Consider the following 13819-nt stretch of genomic DNA (forward strand, 5'->3'; position numbering starts at 1 on the left):
GTGACGCTCCTGTCGCTGTCAGACCCCGGCGTACGAGTGCTTGCCGGTGACGAAGATGTTGACGCCGTAGTAGTTGAAGAGCCAGCAGCCGAAGGCGATCATGGCCAGGTAGGCGGCCTTGCGGCCCTTCCAGCCGGCCGTGGCGCGGGCGTGCAGGTAGCAGGCGTAGGCGACCCAGGTGATGAAGGACCAGGTCTCCTTGGGGTCCCAGCCCCAGTAGCGGCCCCAGGCGTCGCCCGCCCAGATCGCGCCCGCGATGATCGTGAAGGTCCACAGCGGGAAGACGGCCGCGTTGACGCGGTAGGCGAACTTGTCCAGGGACGCGGCGGCGGGCAGCCGGTCGAGGACCGAGTTGGCGAACGCGCCGGGCTTTCCGCCGGTCGCCAGCTTGTTCTCGTACGCGTCCTTGAAGAGGTAGAGGATCGTGGCGACCGCGCCGACGTAGAACACCGCTCCGCAGAAGATCGCGGTGGAGACGTGGATGTAGAGCCAGTACGAGTGCAGGGCCGGGACCAGCTGGTCGCTCGCCGTGTAGAGGACGGTGACCGCGAGACCGAGGTCCAGCAGGACCGTGGTGATCAGGAACAGGCCGAGCCAGCGGACGTTCTTCTTCAGCGCCAGCAGGCCGAGGTACACACCGACGGCCACCGTGGAGAAGGTGATGTTGAACTCGTACATGTTGCCCCACGGGGCCCGCTCCACCGAGGCCGCGCGGGCGATCACTCCGCCCAGCTCGACCAGGAAGGCGAGCACCGTGAGGGAGATCGCGATCCGGCCGTACATGTCGCCCTGCTCGTCGCCGCCGTGCGCGCCGGGCCCGTCGGGCAGGTCCCGCGCGCCGGACGTCGAGCGCACCACGACCTGCGGGCGCTCCAGCACGGCGGTGCCGCCATCCTTCTTGACGGTGATGGCCGGGCCCTTCGCCTTGGCCTGCGCCGTGGCGGTGAGCGCGGCGGCGGTCCGGCCGACCTTGCTGCGGCTGCCGAAGAGCCACTCCGCGATGTACGCGAAGAAGGCCAGGGTGTAGACGGCCATCGAGGAGTAGATCAGCGTGTTGCTGATACTCGCGAGGTGTTCGTTGGTGGCGGCGGCGAGAGTCATTTCTCAGCCCCTTCGGCAGGTACGACTTCGGGTTCGGGGGTGTCGGGGTGTTCGGGGGTTCCAGGAGCCTGGTCGTACAGGACGCCGGCGAGGTCGCCGAGTTCCTCGGGGAGCTTCGCGGACTCGCTGCGGCCGAGGCCGGCCATCTCGACGACGGTGACGCCGTCGGCGCCCCGCACCGCCCGCACCCACACCCGGCGGCGCTGGATGAACAGCGAGGCGGCCAGACCGAAGATCGCGGCGACCGCTCCGCCCAGCGCCCAGCCGCTGCCGGGCTGCTGGGTGATCTGGAAGTTGGCCCACTGCCTGGTGCCCTCGTAGGTGACCGAGCCGGCGCCGTTCGGCAGCGTCATGGTCTCGCCGGGCTTGAGGTTCTCCCGCAGCTGGGCGCCCTTGGAGTCCTTGAACTCCTTCATGTTGGTCTTGTTCATCTGGTACACGCTCTGCGGGATGCCCGAGTCGACGCCGAGGTCGCCGTGGTACGGCGCCAGGTTCAGCACCGGGTTGTCCAGCGCCGGGAAGGTCGACGCGGTCTCGCTGCCGGTGGTGTACGTCGGCAGGAAGAAGGCCGAGATGCCGAGCTGCTCGGTGACGCCCCGGGCGTTGCGGTAGCCGTCGAGGACTCGGATGACACCGCTGGAGGTGACGTTGGAGTCCAGCGGCAGCAGCGGCACCGCGTCGTCGAACACGACGTTCCCCTTGCCGTCGCGGACGGTGATCACCGGGGCGTAACCGTGGGCGGTGAGGTAGATCTTGGAGTCGTCGATCTCCAGCGGATGGTTGACCTTGATGACGTCCCGCTTGTCCTTGCCGTAGGCGCCGACGCTGTAGGTGACGGCCGCCTGGAAGGTGCGCGCGGTGCCCCGGTTGGGGCCGGTCCTCTCGTACGTCCCCTCGAACTTGTCCAGGGTGAAGCTGAACGGGTTCAGGTCGTCGACGCCGAAGAGGTTGCCGGACTTGAAGTCGTCGTAGGCGATCAGGGTGTTGGAGAAGCCGCTGCTGCCCTCGACGAGGAGCTTGTTGCCCTCGGCCTTGAAGAGCTGGCCCCAGGCGAAGGCCACCAGCATCACGATGAGCGCGATGTGGAAGGCGAGGTTGCCGACCTCGCGGAGGTAGCCCTTCTCGGCGGAGACGGCGTCCCCGGCGAGGTGGGCGCGGAAGCGGCGCTTCTTCAGCAGGGCGAGGGCGGCCTCACGGACCTGCTCCGGCTCGGCGTCCGTCCGCCAGGTCGTGTACGCCGGCAGCCGGGTCAGCCGCTTGGGGGCGCCCGGCGGGCGGGTGCGCAGCTGGCCCATGAACTGCCAGGTGCGGGGCACGATACAGCCGATGAGGGAGACGAACAGCAGGATGTAGACGGCCGAGAACCACACCGAGCTGTAGACGTGGAACAGGCCCAGCTTCTCGTAGACCGGCGCGATCGTCGGGTGCGCCTTGGCGAAGTCGGCGACCTTGGTGGCGTCCTGGCCGGTCTGCGGGATCAGCGAGCCGGGGATCGCGCCCAGCGCGACCAGCAGCAGGAGCAGCAGGGCGACCCGCATGGAGGTCAGCTGGCGCCAGAACCAGCGGGCCCAGCCGACGACGCCGAGCCCGGGCGCGTTCGCCAGGGTCTCGGTGGGCGCCGTGGAGAGCTGGGAACCGGCCGCGCCGAGGTCCCCCTCCTCGGGGGCGGTCGCCGTCTCGTCGCTTGTCGTGGTCTTGCTCATGGATCAGATCCCCACAGTGAAGCCGGCGGACCAGGACTGCATGTCCTGCACGAGGCGGTCCCACACACCGGTCAGCAGCAGCAGGCCGGTCACGATCATCATCGTGCCGCCTGCCCGCAGCACCCAGACGTAGTGGCGCTTGACCCAGCCGAAGGCGCCGAGCGCCTTGCGGAAGGCCACCGCGGTCAGGACGAACGGGACTCCGAGCCCGAGGCAGTAGGCGACGGTCAGTATGGCACCGCGGCCCGCGCTCCCCTGGTTGGAGGAGAGGGCGATCACGGAGGCGAGGGTGGGGCCGATGCACGGGGTCCAGCCGATGCCGAACAGCGCGCCGAGCAGCGGGGCGCCGACCAGTCCGGTGGCGGGCCGCTGGTGGAGGCGGAACTCCCGCGCGGTCATCCAGGGCATCAGGCCCATGAAGAAGACGCCCATGGCGATCATGAGGACGCCGAGCACCTTGGACAGGACGCCCTGGTGCTCCTGGAGCGTCTGGCCGAAGTAGCCGAACAGGGCGCCGCTGGAGACGAACACGGCGGTGAAGCCGAGGACGAACAGGGAGGCACCGGCGACCATCCGCCCGCGCCGGGCCTCGGCCAGGTCCGTGCCGGTCACCCCGGTGACGTAGGAGAGGTAGCCGGGGACGAGCGGCAGGACGCAGGGCGAGAAGAAGGAGACGAGCCCGCCGAGCAGGGCGACGGGCAGGGCGAGGATCAGGGCGCCGCTCAGGACCGTCTGGTTCGGACCGCTGACCTCGGCGAGGGTGGTGAGCGCGCTCACGTCACTTCTCCGCGAGGACCGGGGCGATCATCTTGCGCAGCTTCTCCTCGCTGAGCGGGGCCAGCGAGCGCGCGGCGATCCTCCCCTCGCGGTCGATGACCAGTGTGGAGGGGATGGCCTGCGGGTTGAGCGTGCCCTTCTTGAAGCGGAGCATCAGCTTGCTGCTCGGGTCGTACAGGCTGGGGTAGGTGACCCCGAAGCCCTTCTCGAAGGCGCGGGCGCTCTGGACCTTGGGGTCGGCGACGTTGATGCCGACGAACTGCACGCCCCGGGCGGCCAGGTCCGCGGAGACCTTCTGGAAGTTGGGGGCCTCGGCGCGGCAGGGCGCGCACCACGACCCCCACACGTTCACGACGACGACCTTGCCCTTGTACGAGGAGAGCGCGAGCTGCTGGTCGTCGATGGTCTTGCCGGACAGGTCGGGGGCCGCGTCGCGCTTGCCCTGCGCGACGGTCGAGATGCCGTCCTTGCCCATGATGAATTTGGTGTCACCGCCACCGCCGGAGACCCCTCCGGCGGCGCAGGCGGACAGCAGCAGGGTCGCCGCGGCGGCGACGGCGAGGGACGGAAGCGTGCGGCTGGCACTCATGTGAAAAGTTTCGCATGCCCGTTCCGGGGATCTTGCGCACCCCCCTTGCGGGTGGAAAACCGCATTTCAGGCGGCGGATGCCGAGGGGCTGGGGGAGGTCGTGGAGTCCTTCATGAACTCCTTCCAGCCGCCGGCCGGCCGCTGGCCGACGTCCAGGGTGCGCAGCTTGTCGAGCACCTCCGGCTTCTGTACGTCGATCCAGTCCACGAACTGGCGGAAGGAGACGAGCCGGACGTCGGCGCCGCTCTCCTTCTCGGCGGCGATGTGCCGGAACGCCTCCTCGACGGCGTCCATGTAGATGCCGCCGTTCCAGTGCTCGAAGTGGTTGCCGACGAAGAAGGGGGCGCGGTTCGACTCGTACGCCCGCCGGAACCCCTGGATGTACGCCTGGGCGGACTGCTTGCGCCAGCCCGGGTAGTTGTGGCTGGGCGCGTTGGTGGAGTTGACCGACTGGTTGGCGAGCATGTTGTAGTCCATCGAGAGGACCTCGAAGCTGCGGCCGGGGAAGGGTATCTGCTGCAACGGCAGGTCCCAGATCCCCTGCTTCTTCTCGGGCCACACCTGGCGCCCGCCCGGCGAGGAGGCGTCGTAGCGCCAGCCGAGGGCCTTGGCGGTGGGCAGCAGGTTGTCCTGGCCGAGGAGGCAGGGGGTGCGGCCGCCGACGAGTTCCTTGTCGTAGTCGAAGGGCAGCGCGGCCAGATCGGTCCAGCCGGTGTTGGTCCGCCACTCCTTCACGAACTTCTTCGCCTGGTCTATCTCGCTGCGCCACTGCGCGGGCGTCCAGTTGCCGACCGAGCCGGAGCCGCCGCAGAAGTGCCCGTTGAAGTGGGTGCCTATCTCGTGCCCCTCCAGCCACGCCCGGCGGACGTTGGTGAGGGTCATCTTGACGTGCTCGTCGGTGAGGTAGCCGATGTCGGAGGCGCCGACGGGGTTGTTCGGCGGGTCGTAGAGCCGCTTCTTCGACTCGGGCAGCAGATACAGCCCGGAGAGGAAGAAGGTCATGGACGCGCCGTGCTCCTTGGCGAGGTCCAGGAAGCGCGGGAACAGGCCGTTGCCGACCTCGCCTGCGCCGTCCCAGGAGAAGACGACGAACTGCGGCGGCTCCTGGCCGGGCTCCAGCGGCACCGGCTTGGCGGGCTGGTGGGGCTGCTTGCCGGTGAAGGAGGTGGAACCGTCGCCGATCGGCTTGGCGGTGGCGGTGGCGCTCGGACTGGGCGAGCCCTTCTTGCCGGAGCCGTGCTTGCCGGAACCGCCCGCGGGGGAGGGATCGGTGCTCGTCAGGCTTCCGCAGCCGACGAGTCCGGCAGCGGCGGCGGCCCCGGCACCGAGTCCAAGTGCTCCCCTTCGGGTGATGGCGCGCATGGCAGATCCCGTTCGTCGCGTCCTCTGGTGTCACCCATTCAGAGCACACGACGAACGAACGGGTTCCGCTCATACGTCCGGATTCGGTAACAGTGAACGCTAAGGAAGCACCCAGACATGGCCGGAATGCGTCGGCCGGCGCGGAGGCCGGGCGCCGGCCGGCGCGGACGCTCGGCGCGGGCGCTCGGCGCGGGCGCTCGGCGCGGGCGCTCGGCGCGGGCGCTCGGCGCGTAGCGCCCGCGCCGGCCGGCGCCGGCCGGCGCGGGCGCTACGCGCCGAATGCCTTGCCCTGCCCCGGCGCCGCGCCCTTGACCGGCTTGGCCCCGGCCCGCAGATGGGCCGGCACGAGGTCGATGGCGGGCTCGCTGTAGCCGACCGAGACGATCCGGTCGCCCCGGTAGGTGAAGGTCGTCAGCGAGGCGAGCGTGCACTGGCGCTTGCGCGGGTCGTGCCACAGCCGGCGCCGCTCGACGTAGGACCGGACGATCCAGATCGGCAGCTGATGGCTGACCAGCACCGCCTCGTGGCCGCGCGCCGCGTCCTTGGCGGCGTCCAGCGCCCCCTTCATCCGGACGACCTGGTCGACGTACGGCTCGCCCCAGGACGGCTTGAACGGGTTGACGAGGTGCTTCCAGTTCTCGGGCTTCTTCAGCGCGCCGTCGCCGACCCCGAAGGTCTTGCCCTGGAAGACGTTGTCCGCCTCGATGAGGCGCCCGTCGGTGGCGAGGTCGAGCCCGTGCGCCTTGGCGATCGGGGTCGCCGTCTCCTGCGCCCGCTCCAGCGGCGAGGCGACGACGTACGTCACGTCGCGGGAGGCGAGGTGCTCGGCGACCCGGTCGGCCATCTGCCGGCCGAGCTCGGAGAGGTGGTAGCCGGCGAGACGGCCGTAGAGGATCCCGTCCGGGTTCTCGACCTCGCCGTGCCGCATCAGGTGGACGACGGTCAGGTCGCTGTTGCTGTTCGGGCTGGTCATGCTGCTGTGGCCTCCGCAGCCGCTCGGGCCGCCGCCGGAAGGGCGTCGGCGATCCGCTGGATGGCCCGGTCGTCGTGGGCCGTGGAAACGAACCAGGACTCGAAGGACGACGGCGGCAGATAGACGCCGTTCGCCAGCAACGAGTGGAAGAAGGCGGTGAACCGGAAGGACTCCTGCGCCTTGGCGTCCTCGTAGGTGCGCACCGGCCGGTCGGTGAAGAACACCGAGAACATGTTGGAGGCGCTCTGGAGCGTGTGCGCGACGCCCTCCTTGGTGAGCGCCTCGGTGACGAGCGCCCGGATCTGCTCGGAGGCGGCGTCGACCCTGGCGTACGCCGCGTCGTCGAGGAGCCGGAGCTGGGCGAGGCCCGCGGCGGTGGCGACCGGGTTCCCGGACAGGGTGCCGGCCTGGTAGACGGGCCCGGCGGGCGCGAGGTGCGCCATCACATCGGCGCGGCCCCCGAAGGCGGCGGCCGGGAACCCTCCGCCCATGACCTTCCCGAAGGTCATGAGGTCGGGCCTGACCCCGTCGATCCCGTACCACCCGGCGCGGCTGGTGCGGAAGCCGGTCATCACCTCGTCGGAGATGAACAGCGCGCCGTTGGCCCGGCAGGCGTCCTTGAGTCCCTGGTTGAAGCCGGGCAGCGGCGGGACGACGCCCATGTTGCCCGGGGAGGCCTCGGTGATCACACAGGCGATCTCCCCGGGGTGCCGGTGGAAGGCCTCCTGCACGGCCTCCAGGTCGTTGTACGGCAGCACGATGGTGTCGCCGGCCTGGGCGCCGGTGACACCGGGGGTGTCGGGCAGCGCGAACGTGGCGACCCCGCTCCCCGCCGCGGCGAGCAGCGAGTCGACGTGGCCGTGGTAGCAGCCGGCGAACTTGATCACCTTGGTCCGCCGGGTGAACCCGCGGGCGAGACGGATCGCGGACATGGTCGCCTCGGTGCCGCTGCTGACGAGCCGCACCTGCTCCAGGGGCTCGATCCGCGCGACCATCTCCTCGCCGAGGGCGACCTCGCCCTCACCGGGCGTACCGAAGGAGGTGCCGCGCGCGACGGCCTCCCGCACGGCGGCGATCACCTCGGGGTGGGAGTGCCCGAGGATCATGGGACCCCAGGAGCAGACCAGGTCGACGTACTCCCGGCCGTCGGCGTCGGTCAGGTACGGGCCGCTGCCGGACACCATGAAGCGCGGCGTTCCGCCCACGGCGCGGAAGGCGCGGACCGGCGAGTTCACACCGCCCGGGGTGACGGCGGCCGCTCGGTCGAACAGCGCCTGCGAGACAGGCGCATCGTATGAATAGGGCAGTTCGCTCATGACCTGCGGATTCTCCGACCTTCTCCGACTTGCTGGACTCCGGTGTGCCAGTGACTCCCCAGAGTAGGCCAGTGGCTGTGCGGCCCCGTGGGGCAGGAAGGCTCCGCCCCGTCCCCCACCGGCCGTCATCTGAGAAACTGAGACGGACTGAGCCTGATATGAGAAGGACCGAGGCTGATAGACGTAGCTCATCATGACCGTGTGTCGAGGGCTGCGAAGATCCTGCGGACAGGTGTTTCAGCGCACGTTTCGGCGGGCGGCCGTGGGGGAGGTCACTGACACGATGATCGGGTTGCGCGGCCGGGGCCACGCGTCCTAGAAAAGCAGTCGGGTGGAGATATGCATCGCGGTGGCGGACTGGGCGAGGGGACTGACGACCTGGGTCCTCGACGTGCCCGGCGGGGAAGGCACCGGCGCGACCTGGAGGAAGCCGGCGAAGGACGCGACGAAGCACGTCAGGGGCAGGGTATGAGCCCGGGCATGGACGAGGGTGTACCGAATGGAGCCGGGAGCAGGAATGGTGGTCGGGTGGGGGTGACGTACAAGTACTTCGGCGCGCCGGACGGCGCGACGGCGGCCCGTGTCCCGATCTCGATGCGCCCCGAGGAACTCGGCGGCGACGAACTCGGCATGAACGGCATGTTCACCAAGATCAAGCCGGAGACGATGGCCGCGATGGTCCTCACGGGCATCGAAGGCGTCCCCCTGCACAAGGTCCCCCCGCTCGAGCTGGTCGTCCTGCACCCCGACTACGCGGTCGTGAAGCTCCCCATGACCGTCGTCGACCCCCTCCGCGACATCGGCGAGGAGGCGGTGGGCGCGGCCGCCTTCATCTGGTCCACGGTCCCGGACCGCGGCGGCCCACGGGACGCGTTCAACGTCTACCAGCTGCTGCACGAGTGGCAGGACTTCTCGCACCGGCTGCATGAGGCGGGGCATCAGCCGTATTGTCTGGTGTGGCCCTGATCTGGGGTTTCACCGGTTTCGGGCGGGGTCTTCGGGCCTCGCCCTTTTGGTGCTGGGAGAGTCGTCAGGCGGCCAGGGCACTGCCCGAAGTACTCGGAGAGCGCCTTGATGCTCTCCCCCGCGTCCAGGAGTACGGAGGCGCAGGGGTGCCGCAGGGCGTGTGGGCCTTGAGAGCCGCTGCCGCGCTCTCCAGAAAGGAGGCGTGAGCGACATCAGCATGCCGGACGGACGGCAGACAGTACGCTGAACCCCACGGGATCGAGCCCGCAGCACAGTGTCCGGGAGGTGCTTCATGACGGCCGAGATGGTGGCCCCGGCGTGGATGCATGAGCAGATCACGGCGGAGGAGTACGAGTCCTGGTCCGAGGAGCAGTGCGCGGGCATCGAGATCGTGGACGGGATGGTCGTCGTGAGTCCGAGTGCGTCCAAGCGGCACAACCGGCTGGCCCGGATTCTGGCGAACGCCCTGGATGCCGCCGCGGGCCCGGAGTGGAACGCCGACACGGACTTCGACGTCCGGCTTCAGGACATCCCCCTCACCAATCGCCGCCCTGACGTCGTCGTCTACCGCGCAGACACGATCGACATCACCCCCACCCGCCCTGAGCACGTACTGCTGGTCGCGGAGGTGGTGTCGCCAGGCTCGGAGACCACCGACCGGATCGTGAAGGTCGACCAGTACGCCAAGGCAGGCATCGGCTTCTACTGGCGGATCGAGCAGGCCCCGACCGGAGTTCCTCTCGTGTACACCTATGTTCTCGACCCCGCGACGAAGACCTACCGGGACGGAGACGTGTTCACTGGCGTCCTCAAGGTAGCGGCCCCCTTCCCGGTGGAGATCGACCTCGGCCAGATCTGACCACCCGCTGCTCAGCAGTCGGCAGCGCGTGCTGCATGAGGCGCTGCTCATGGCCGTCCACACGGTTCGCTCGCGCCCGGCCCTGACCCCCGCCGCCGACCGGATCGTCCTCCGTCCGGCGGCCGCCCGCGCTGGGTCAGGGCCGCGGTGGCCGTCCCCGGGGATCAGATCACGCCGAGGTCCAGCATGGTGTCCGCCACCTTGAGGAAGCCCGCGATGTTGGCGCCGACGACGTAGTTGCCGGGGGCTCCGTACTCCTCGGCCGTCGTGCGGCAGGTGGTGTGGATGGTGGCCATGATGGCCGCGAGGCGCCGGTCGGTGTCCTCGAAGGTCCAGGAGTCGCGGCCGGCGTTCTGGGCCATCTCCAGGGCCGAGGTGGCGACCCCGCCGGCGTTGACCGCCTTGCCGGGGCCGAAGGCCACGTCCGCGTCCTGGAAGAGCCGTACGGCACCGGGGGTGGTGGGCATGTTGGCGCCCTCGGCGACCGCCACGACCCCGCCGGCGAGCAGCGCGCGGGCCGCGGTCTCGTCGAGTTCGTTCTGGGTGGCGCAGGGCAGCGCGACCGTGCACGGCACGTCCCAGACGGAACCGCCCTCGATGTAGCGGGCCCGGCGCACGGCCTCGGCGTATTCCTTGATCCGGGCCCGGCGGACCTCCTTGATGTCCTTGATCACGTCGAGGTCGATGCCCTCCTCGTCGACCACGTACCCGCCGGAGTCGGACAGGGCGACGACCTTCGCGCCGAGTTCGTGCGCCTTGCGGGCGGCGTAGATCGCGACGTTGCCGGAGCCGGAGACGACGACCCGCCGGCCGTCGAGGTCCTGGCCGCGGGCGGCGAGCATCTCGGAGACGAAGTAGACGGTGCCGTACCCGGTGGCCTCGGTGCGGACGTGGGAGCCGCCCCAGTTCAGGCCCTTGCCGGTGAGGACGCCGGACTCGTACCGGTTGGTGATGCGCTTGTACTGGCCGAAGAGGTAGCCGATCTCGCGCGTCCCGACCCCGATGTCCCCGGCGGGCACGTCGGTGTGCTCGCCGAGGTGGCGGTGGAGCTCCGTCATGAACGACTGGCAGAACCGCATGATCTCGCCGTCGGAGCGGCCCTTGGGGTCGAAGTCGGCGCCGCCCTTGCCACCGCCGATGGGCAGACCGGTCAGGGCGTTCTTGAAGATCTGCTCGAAGCCGAGGAACTTCACGATCCCGAGGTTCACGGACGGGTGGAAGCGCAGACCGCCCTTGTAGGGGCCGAGGGCGCTGTTGAACTCCACCCGGAAGCCCCGGTTGACCTGGATCCGGCCCTCGTCGTCCACCCACGGCACACGGAAGACGAGCTGGCGCTCCGGCTCGCACAGCCGCTCCAGGATCCGGTGGCGGGTGTACTCGGGCCGGCGGGCGAGGACCGGTTCCAGGGACTCCAGCACCTCGCGTACGGCCTGGTGGAACTCGGACTGGGCGGGATCCCGCGCCAGGACGGCGGCGTGGACCCCGGCGGTCAGGCGCAGGTCCTCGGCCGGTGCGTGCTGGACGGTCATGGGCGTACCTCCTTGTACGGCGTTGCACGGGGATGTACGGCGGATCGCACGGCGGGTACTCAGCGAACCGTCGGACCACCGCCCACGACGAGGGTCCCGCCGCCCGCCCCGCAGCCACGGCACGGCCTTCGGAGGCGCTGACCGTTTCCTCCGGACGAGTGGCGCCCATCGGAGGGAAGATCACCTCAACCCCCGTGCCAAAATGACGATCTGACAGCCACTCATCATGGTTTCGGGACGGAGCCGGGCAGCATGACCTCTCCCAGGATCGACACGAGCAGGCCCCACCCGGCCCGGATGTACGACTACTTCCTCGGCGGGAAGGACAACTACGAGGTCGACCAGGCGGCCGCGGAGCAGTTCATCAAGGCGGCCCCCGAGGTGCGGGCCGCGGTGCGGGCCAACCGGAGCTTCATGCAGCGCGCCGTGCGGCACGTGGTCGAGGAGGGCGGCATCCGCCAGATCCTCGACATCGGCACCGGCCTGCCGACCGAGCCCAACGTGCACCAGATCGCGCGCGCCGTCGCCCCCGGCACCCGGATCGCCTACGTCGACAACGACCCGATCGTCGGCGCCCACTCCCGGACCCTGCTGGACGACGACGAGAACACCTCCGTCGTCCTCGGCGACCTGCGCGACCCCCGGGCCGTCCTCGACCACCCCGACGTCCGCAAGGTCATCGACCTCGACCGGCCCGTGGCGCTGATGCTGGTGGCGGTCCTGCACTTCGTCACGGAGGCGGAGGACCCGGACGCGATCCTCGCCACCCTGCTCGACGCGCTGCCGACGGGCTCGTACCTGATCCTCTCCCACGCCACGGTCGACCTCTTCGAGGAGGGCGGCCGCACGGACGCGGTGAAGGTCTACAACAGCGCCACCGCCAGCATGAACCCCCGCAAGCACGACCGCGTCCTGGAGTTCTTCCGCGACTGGACCCTGCTCGAACCGGGCCTGGTCCTGGTCCCGGACTGGCGCCCCACCGAGCCCGTCGACCCCGCCCTGCCCCCGATCGGCTTCTACGGCGGCGTGGCGCGCAAGGACGGCTGAGACCGGCAGACGGGGAGACCCGAGCGCGACGGCGGTACGACGGCGAGGGGCCGGGCGGGCGCGTCTTTCTCGCGCCCGCCCGGCCCCTCGCCGTCGGTCGGTGGATCAGTCCGTGCCGGACTCCATCGCCGCGCGGTCCAGGAGGGCGTCCTCCTCGGAGACCTCGCCGCGGGAGGCGATCGCCTCGGCGCCGCCCTCGGGGAGGGTGCCGATCAGACCGGTCGCGGCGGCCTGGGCGGCGCCGAGCGCCGGGGTGGCCGTGCTGCCGAGCAGCCCGAGGCCGACGTACTGCTCCAGCTTGGCGCGGGAGTCGGCGATGTCGAGGTTGCGCATGGTGAGCTGGCCGATCCGGTCCACCGGGCCGAACGCGGAGTCCTCGGTGCGCTCCATGGACAGCTTGTCCGGGTGGTAGCTGAAGGCCGGGCCGGTGGTGTCGAGGATCGAGTAGTCCTCGCCGCGCCGCAGCCGCAGGGTGACCTCGCCGGTGACGGCGGCGCCGACCCAGCGCTGGAGCGACTCGCGGACCATCAGCGCCTGCGGGTCCAGCCAGCGGCCCTCGTACATCAGCCGGCCGAGGCGCCGGCCCTCGTTGTGGTACTGGGCGACGGTGTCCTCGTTGTGGATCGCGTTGACCAGACGCTCGTACGCGGCGTGCAGCAGGGCCATGCCGGGCGCCTCGTAGATGCCGCGGCTCTTGGCCTCGATGATCCGGTTCTCGATCTGGTCGGACATGCCGAGGCCGTGCCGGCCGCCGACGGCGTTGGCCTCCATCACCAGGTCGACCGCGGAGGCGAACTCCTTGCCGTTGATGGTGACCGGGCGGCCCTGGTCGAAGCCGATCGTGACGTCCTCGGGGGCGATCTCGACCGACGGGTCCCAGAACCGGACGCCCATGATGGGGTCGACGGTCTCGATGCCCGTGTCCAGGTGCTCCAGCGTCTTCGCCTCGTGGGTGGCGCCCCAGATGTTGGCGTCGGTGGAGTACGCCTTCTCGGTGCTGTCCCGGTAGGGCAGCCCGTGGGCGACGAGCCACTCGGACATCTCCTTGCGGCCGCCGAGCTCCGTCACGAAGTCGGCGTCCAGCCACGGCTTGTAGATCCGCAGGTGCGGGTTGGCGAGCAGACCGTAGCGGTAGAACCGCTCGATGTCGTTGCCCTTGAAGGTCGAGCCGTCGCCCCAGATCTGGACGTCGTCCTCGAGCATGGCGCGCACCAGGAGGGTGCCGGTGACCGCGCGGCCGAGCGGGGTGGTGTTGAAGTACGCCCGCCCGCCGGAGCGGATGTGGAACGCGCCGCAGGCGAGCGCCGCCAGGCCCTCCTCGACCAGCGCCGCGCGGCAGTCGACCAGGCGTGCGATCTCGGCGCCGTAGGTGTGCGCGCGGCCGGGCACCGAGGCGATGTCGGGCTCGTCGTACTGGCCGATGTCGGCGGTGTACGTGCAGGGGACGGCGCCCTTGTCGCGCATCCACGCGACGGCGACCGACGTGTCGAGTCCGCCGGAGAAGGCGATGCCGACGCGCTCGCCGACCGGAAGGGAGGTGAGGACCTTGGACATAGGAAGAGTATGCATGATGACGCATGACCATGCAAAGTCGCCC

General features: G+C 70.1%; 12 protein-coding genes and 1 pseudogene. 3 read left to right on the forward strand and 10 right to left on the reverse strand.

The window, feature by feature from the left end; translation table 11 throughout:
- Window positions 1-18: 18 nt before the first annotated feature.
- The 7 genes from ccsB to hemL all read right to left on the reverse strand — a co-directional run bounded on the left by ccsB (window position 19) and on the right by hemL (window position 7821).
- Entirely contained in the window at window positions 19-1101 is a 1083-nt protein-coding gene (gene ccsB / locus AQJ58_RS14120) for a c-type cytochrome biogenesis protein CcsB (RefSeq protein ID WP_067249519.1), read from the reverse strand.
- Complete coding sequence (gene resB, locus AQJ58_RS14125) at window positions 1098-2804, reverse strand: cytochrome c biogenesis protein ResB (RefSeq protein ID WP_067249522.1); 1707 nt, start codon at window positions 2802-2804, stop codon at window positions 1098-1100. Before resB ends, ccsB begins: the two co-directional genes overlap by 4 nt.
- Before the next feature lie 3 nt (window positions 2805-2807).
- Window positions 2808-3581 carry a cytochrome c biogenesis CcdA family protein gene (locus tag AQJ58_RS14130; protein ID WP_067249524.1) on the reverse strand — a complete coding sequence of 258 codons (774 nt, stop codon included), beginning with the start codon at window positions 3579-3581 and terminating at the stop codon, window positions 2808-2810.
- A 1-nt stretch (window position 3582) separates the two neighbouring features.
- A complete protein-coding gene (locus AQJ58_RS14135) occupies window positions 3583-4170 on the reverse strand; it encodes a TlpA family protein disulfide reductase (protein ID WP_067249526.1) in 588 nt (195 codons plus the stop codon).
- A gap of 66 nt (window positions 4171-4236) precedes the next feature.
- On the reverse strand, window positions 4237-5532 hold the full coding sequence (locus AQJ58_RS14140) for a polysaccharide deacetylase family protein (RefSeq protein ID WP_067249528.1): 1296 nt from the start codon (window positions 5530-5532) through the stop codon (window positions 4237-4239).
- Between the two features lie 268 nt (window positions 5533-5800).
- Window positions 5801-6505, reverse strand: a complete 705-nt coding sequence (locus AQJ58_RS14145; protein ID WP_067249531.1) for a histidine phosphatase family protein — start codon at window positions 6503-6505, stop codon at window positions 5801-5803.
- The gene (gene hemL / locus AQJ58_RS14150) at window positions 6502-7821 is read right to left on the reverse strand and encodes a glutamate-1-semialdehyde 2,1-aminomutase (protein WP_067249534.1); all 1320 of its coding nucleotides are present in this window, start codon (window positions 7819-7821) and stop codon (window positions 6502-6504) included. Before hemL ends, AQJ58_RS14145 begins: the two co-directional genes overlap by 4 nt.
- 339 nt (window positions 7822-8160) lie before the next feature.
- Here hemL and AQJ58_RS14155 point away from each other — a divergent pair, with 339 nt between their 5' ends.
- Window positions 8161-8787, forward strand: a complete 627-nt coding sequence (locus AQJ58_RS14155) for a hypothetical protein (RefSeq protein WP_199844576.1) — start codon at window positions 8161-8163, stop codon at window positions 8785-8787.
- Here AQJ58_RS14155 and AQJ58_RS44400 read toward each other — a convergent pair.
- Window positions 8760-8954 (reverse strand): annotated as a pseudogene (locus tag AQJ58_RS44400) (hypothetical protein); the annotation flags it as partial. The gene AQJ58_RS14155 and the pseudogene AQJ58_RS44400 sit on opposite strands and share 28 nt — an antisense overlap.
- Before the next feature lie 125 nt (window positions 8955-9079).
- On the opposite strand from AQJ58_RS44400, the gene AQJ58_RS14160 reads away from it, so the two are divergent.
- The gene (locus AQJ58_RS14160) at window positions 9080-9646 is read left to right on the forward strand and encodes a Uma2 family endonuclease (protein ID WP_067249535.1); all 567 of its coding nucleotides are present in this window, start codon (window positions 9080-9082) and stop codon (window positions 9644-9646) included.
- A 164-nt stretch (window positions 9647-9810) separates the two neighbouring features.
- Here AQJ58_RS14160 and gdhA read toward each other — a convergent pair whose 3' ends face one another.
- A complete protein-coding gene (gdhA, locus tag AQJ58_RS14165) occupies window positions 9811-11175 on the reverse strand; it encodes an NADP-specific glutamate dehydrogenase (protein ID WP_067249537.1) in 1365 nt (454 codons plus the stop codon).
- 252 nt (window positions 11176-11427) lie between these two features.
- Here gdhA and AQJ58_RS14170 point away from each other — a divergent pair, with 252 nt between their 5' ends.
- Window positions 11428-12222 (forward strand): SAM-dependent methyltransferase, encoded by a 795-nt coding sequence (locus AQJ58_RS14170; protein ID WP_067249540.1) that lies wholly within the window; start codon window positions 11428-11430, stop codon window positions 12220-12222.
- A 105-nt stretch (window positions 12223-12327) separates the two neighbouring features.
- Here AQJ58_RS14170 and argG read toward each other — a convergent pair whose 3' ends face one another.
- Window positions 12328-13776 carry an argininosuccinate synthase gene (gene argG / locus AQJ58_RS14175; protein ID WP_067249543.1) on the reverse strand — a complete coding sequence of 483 codons (1449 nt, stop codon included), beginning with the start codon at window positions 13774-13776 and terminating at the stop codon, window positions 12328-12330.
- Window positions 13777-13819 lie beyond the last annotated feature (43 nt).

Origin of the sequence: Streptomyces sp. DSM 15324 (assembly GCF_001514285.1) — a bacterium.
Taxonomy (GTDB): Bacteria; Actinomycetota; Actinomycetes; order Streptomycetales; family Streptomycetaceae; genus Streptomyces.

Coding starts and splice junctions, on each gene's coding strand:
- ccsB (WP_067249519.1), bottom strand. CDS start 1,101: ATGACTCTCGCCGCCGCCACCAACGAACACCTCGCGAGTATCAGCAAC.
- resB (WP_067249522.1), bottom strand. CDS start 2,804: ATGAGCAAGACCACGACAAGCGACGAGACGGCGACCGCCCCCGAGGAG.
- AQJ58_RS14135 (WP_067249526.1), bottom strand. CDS start 4,170: ATGAGTGCCAGCCGCACGCTTCCGTCCCTCGCCGTCGCCGCCGCGGCG.
- AQJ58_RS14140 (WP_067249528.1), bottom strand. CDS start 5,532: ATGCGCGCCATCACCCGAAGGGGAGCACTTGGACTCGGTGCCGGGGCC.
- AQJ58_RS14145 (WP_067249531.1), bottom strand. CDS start 6,505: ATGACCAGCCCGAACAGCAACAGCGACCTGACCGTCGTCCACCTGATG.
- hemL (WP_067249534.1), bottom strand. CDS start 7,821: ATGAGCGAACTGCCCTATTCATACGATGCGCCTGTCTCGCAGGCGCTG.
- AQJ58_RS14155 (WP_199844576.1), top strand. CDS start 8,161: ATGCATCGCGGTGGCGGACTGGGCGAGGGGACTGACGACCTGGGTCCT.
- AQJ58_RS14160 (WP_067249535.1), top strand. CDS start 9,080: ATGACGGCCGAGATGGTGGCCCCGGCGTGGATGCATGAGCAGATCACG.
- gdhA (WP_067249537.1), bottom strand. CDS start 11,175: ATGACCGTCCAGCACGCACCGGCCGAGGACCTGCGCCTGACCGCCGGG.
- AQJ58_RS14170 (WP_067249540.1), top strand. CDS start 11,428: ATGACCTCTCCCAGGATCGACACGAGCAGGCCCCACCCGGCCCGGATG.
- argG (WP_067249543.1), bottom strand. CDS start 13,776: ATGTCCAAGGTCCTCACCTCCCTTCCGGTCGGCGAGCGCGTCGGCATC.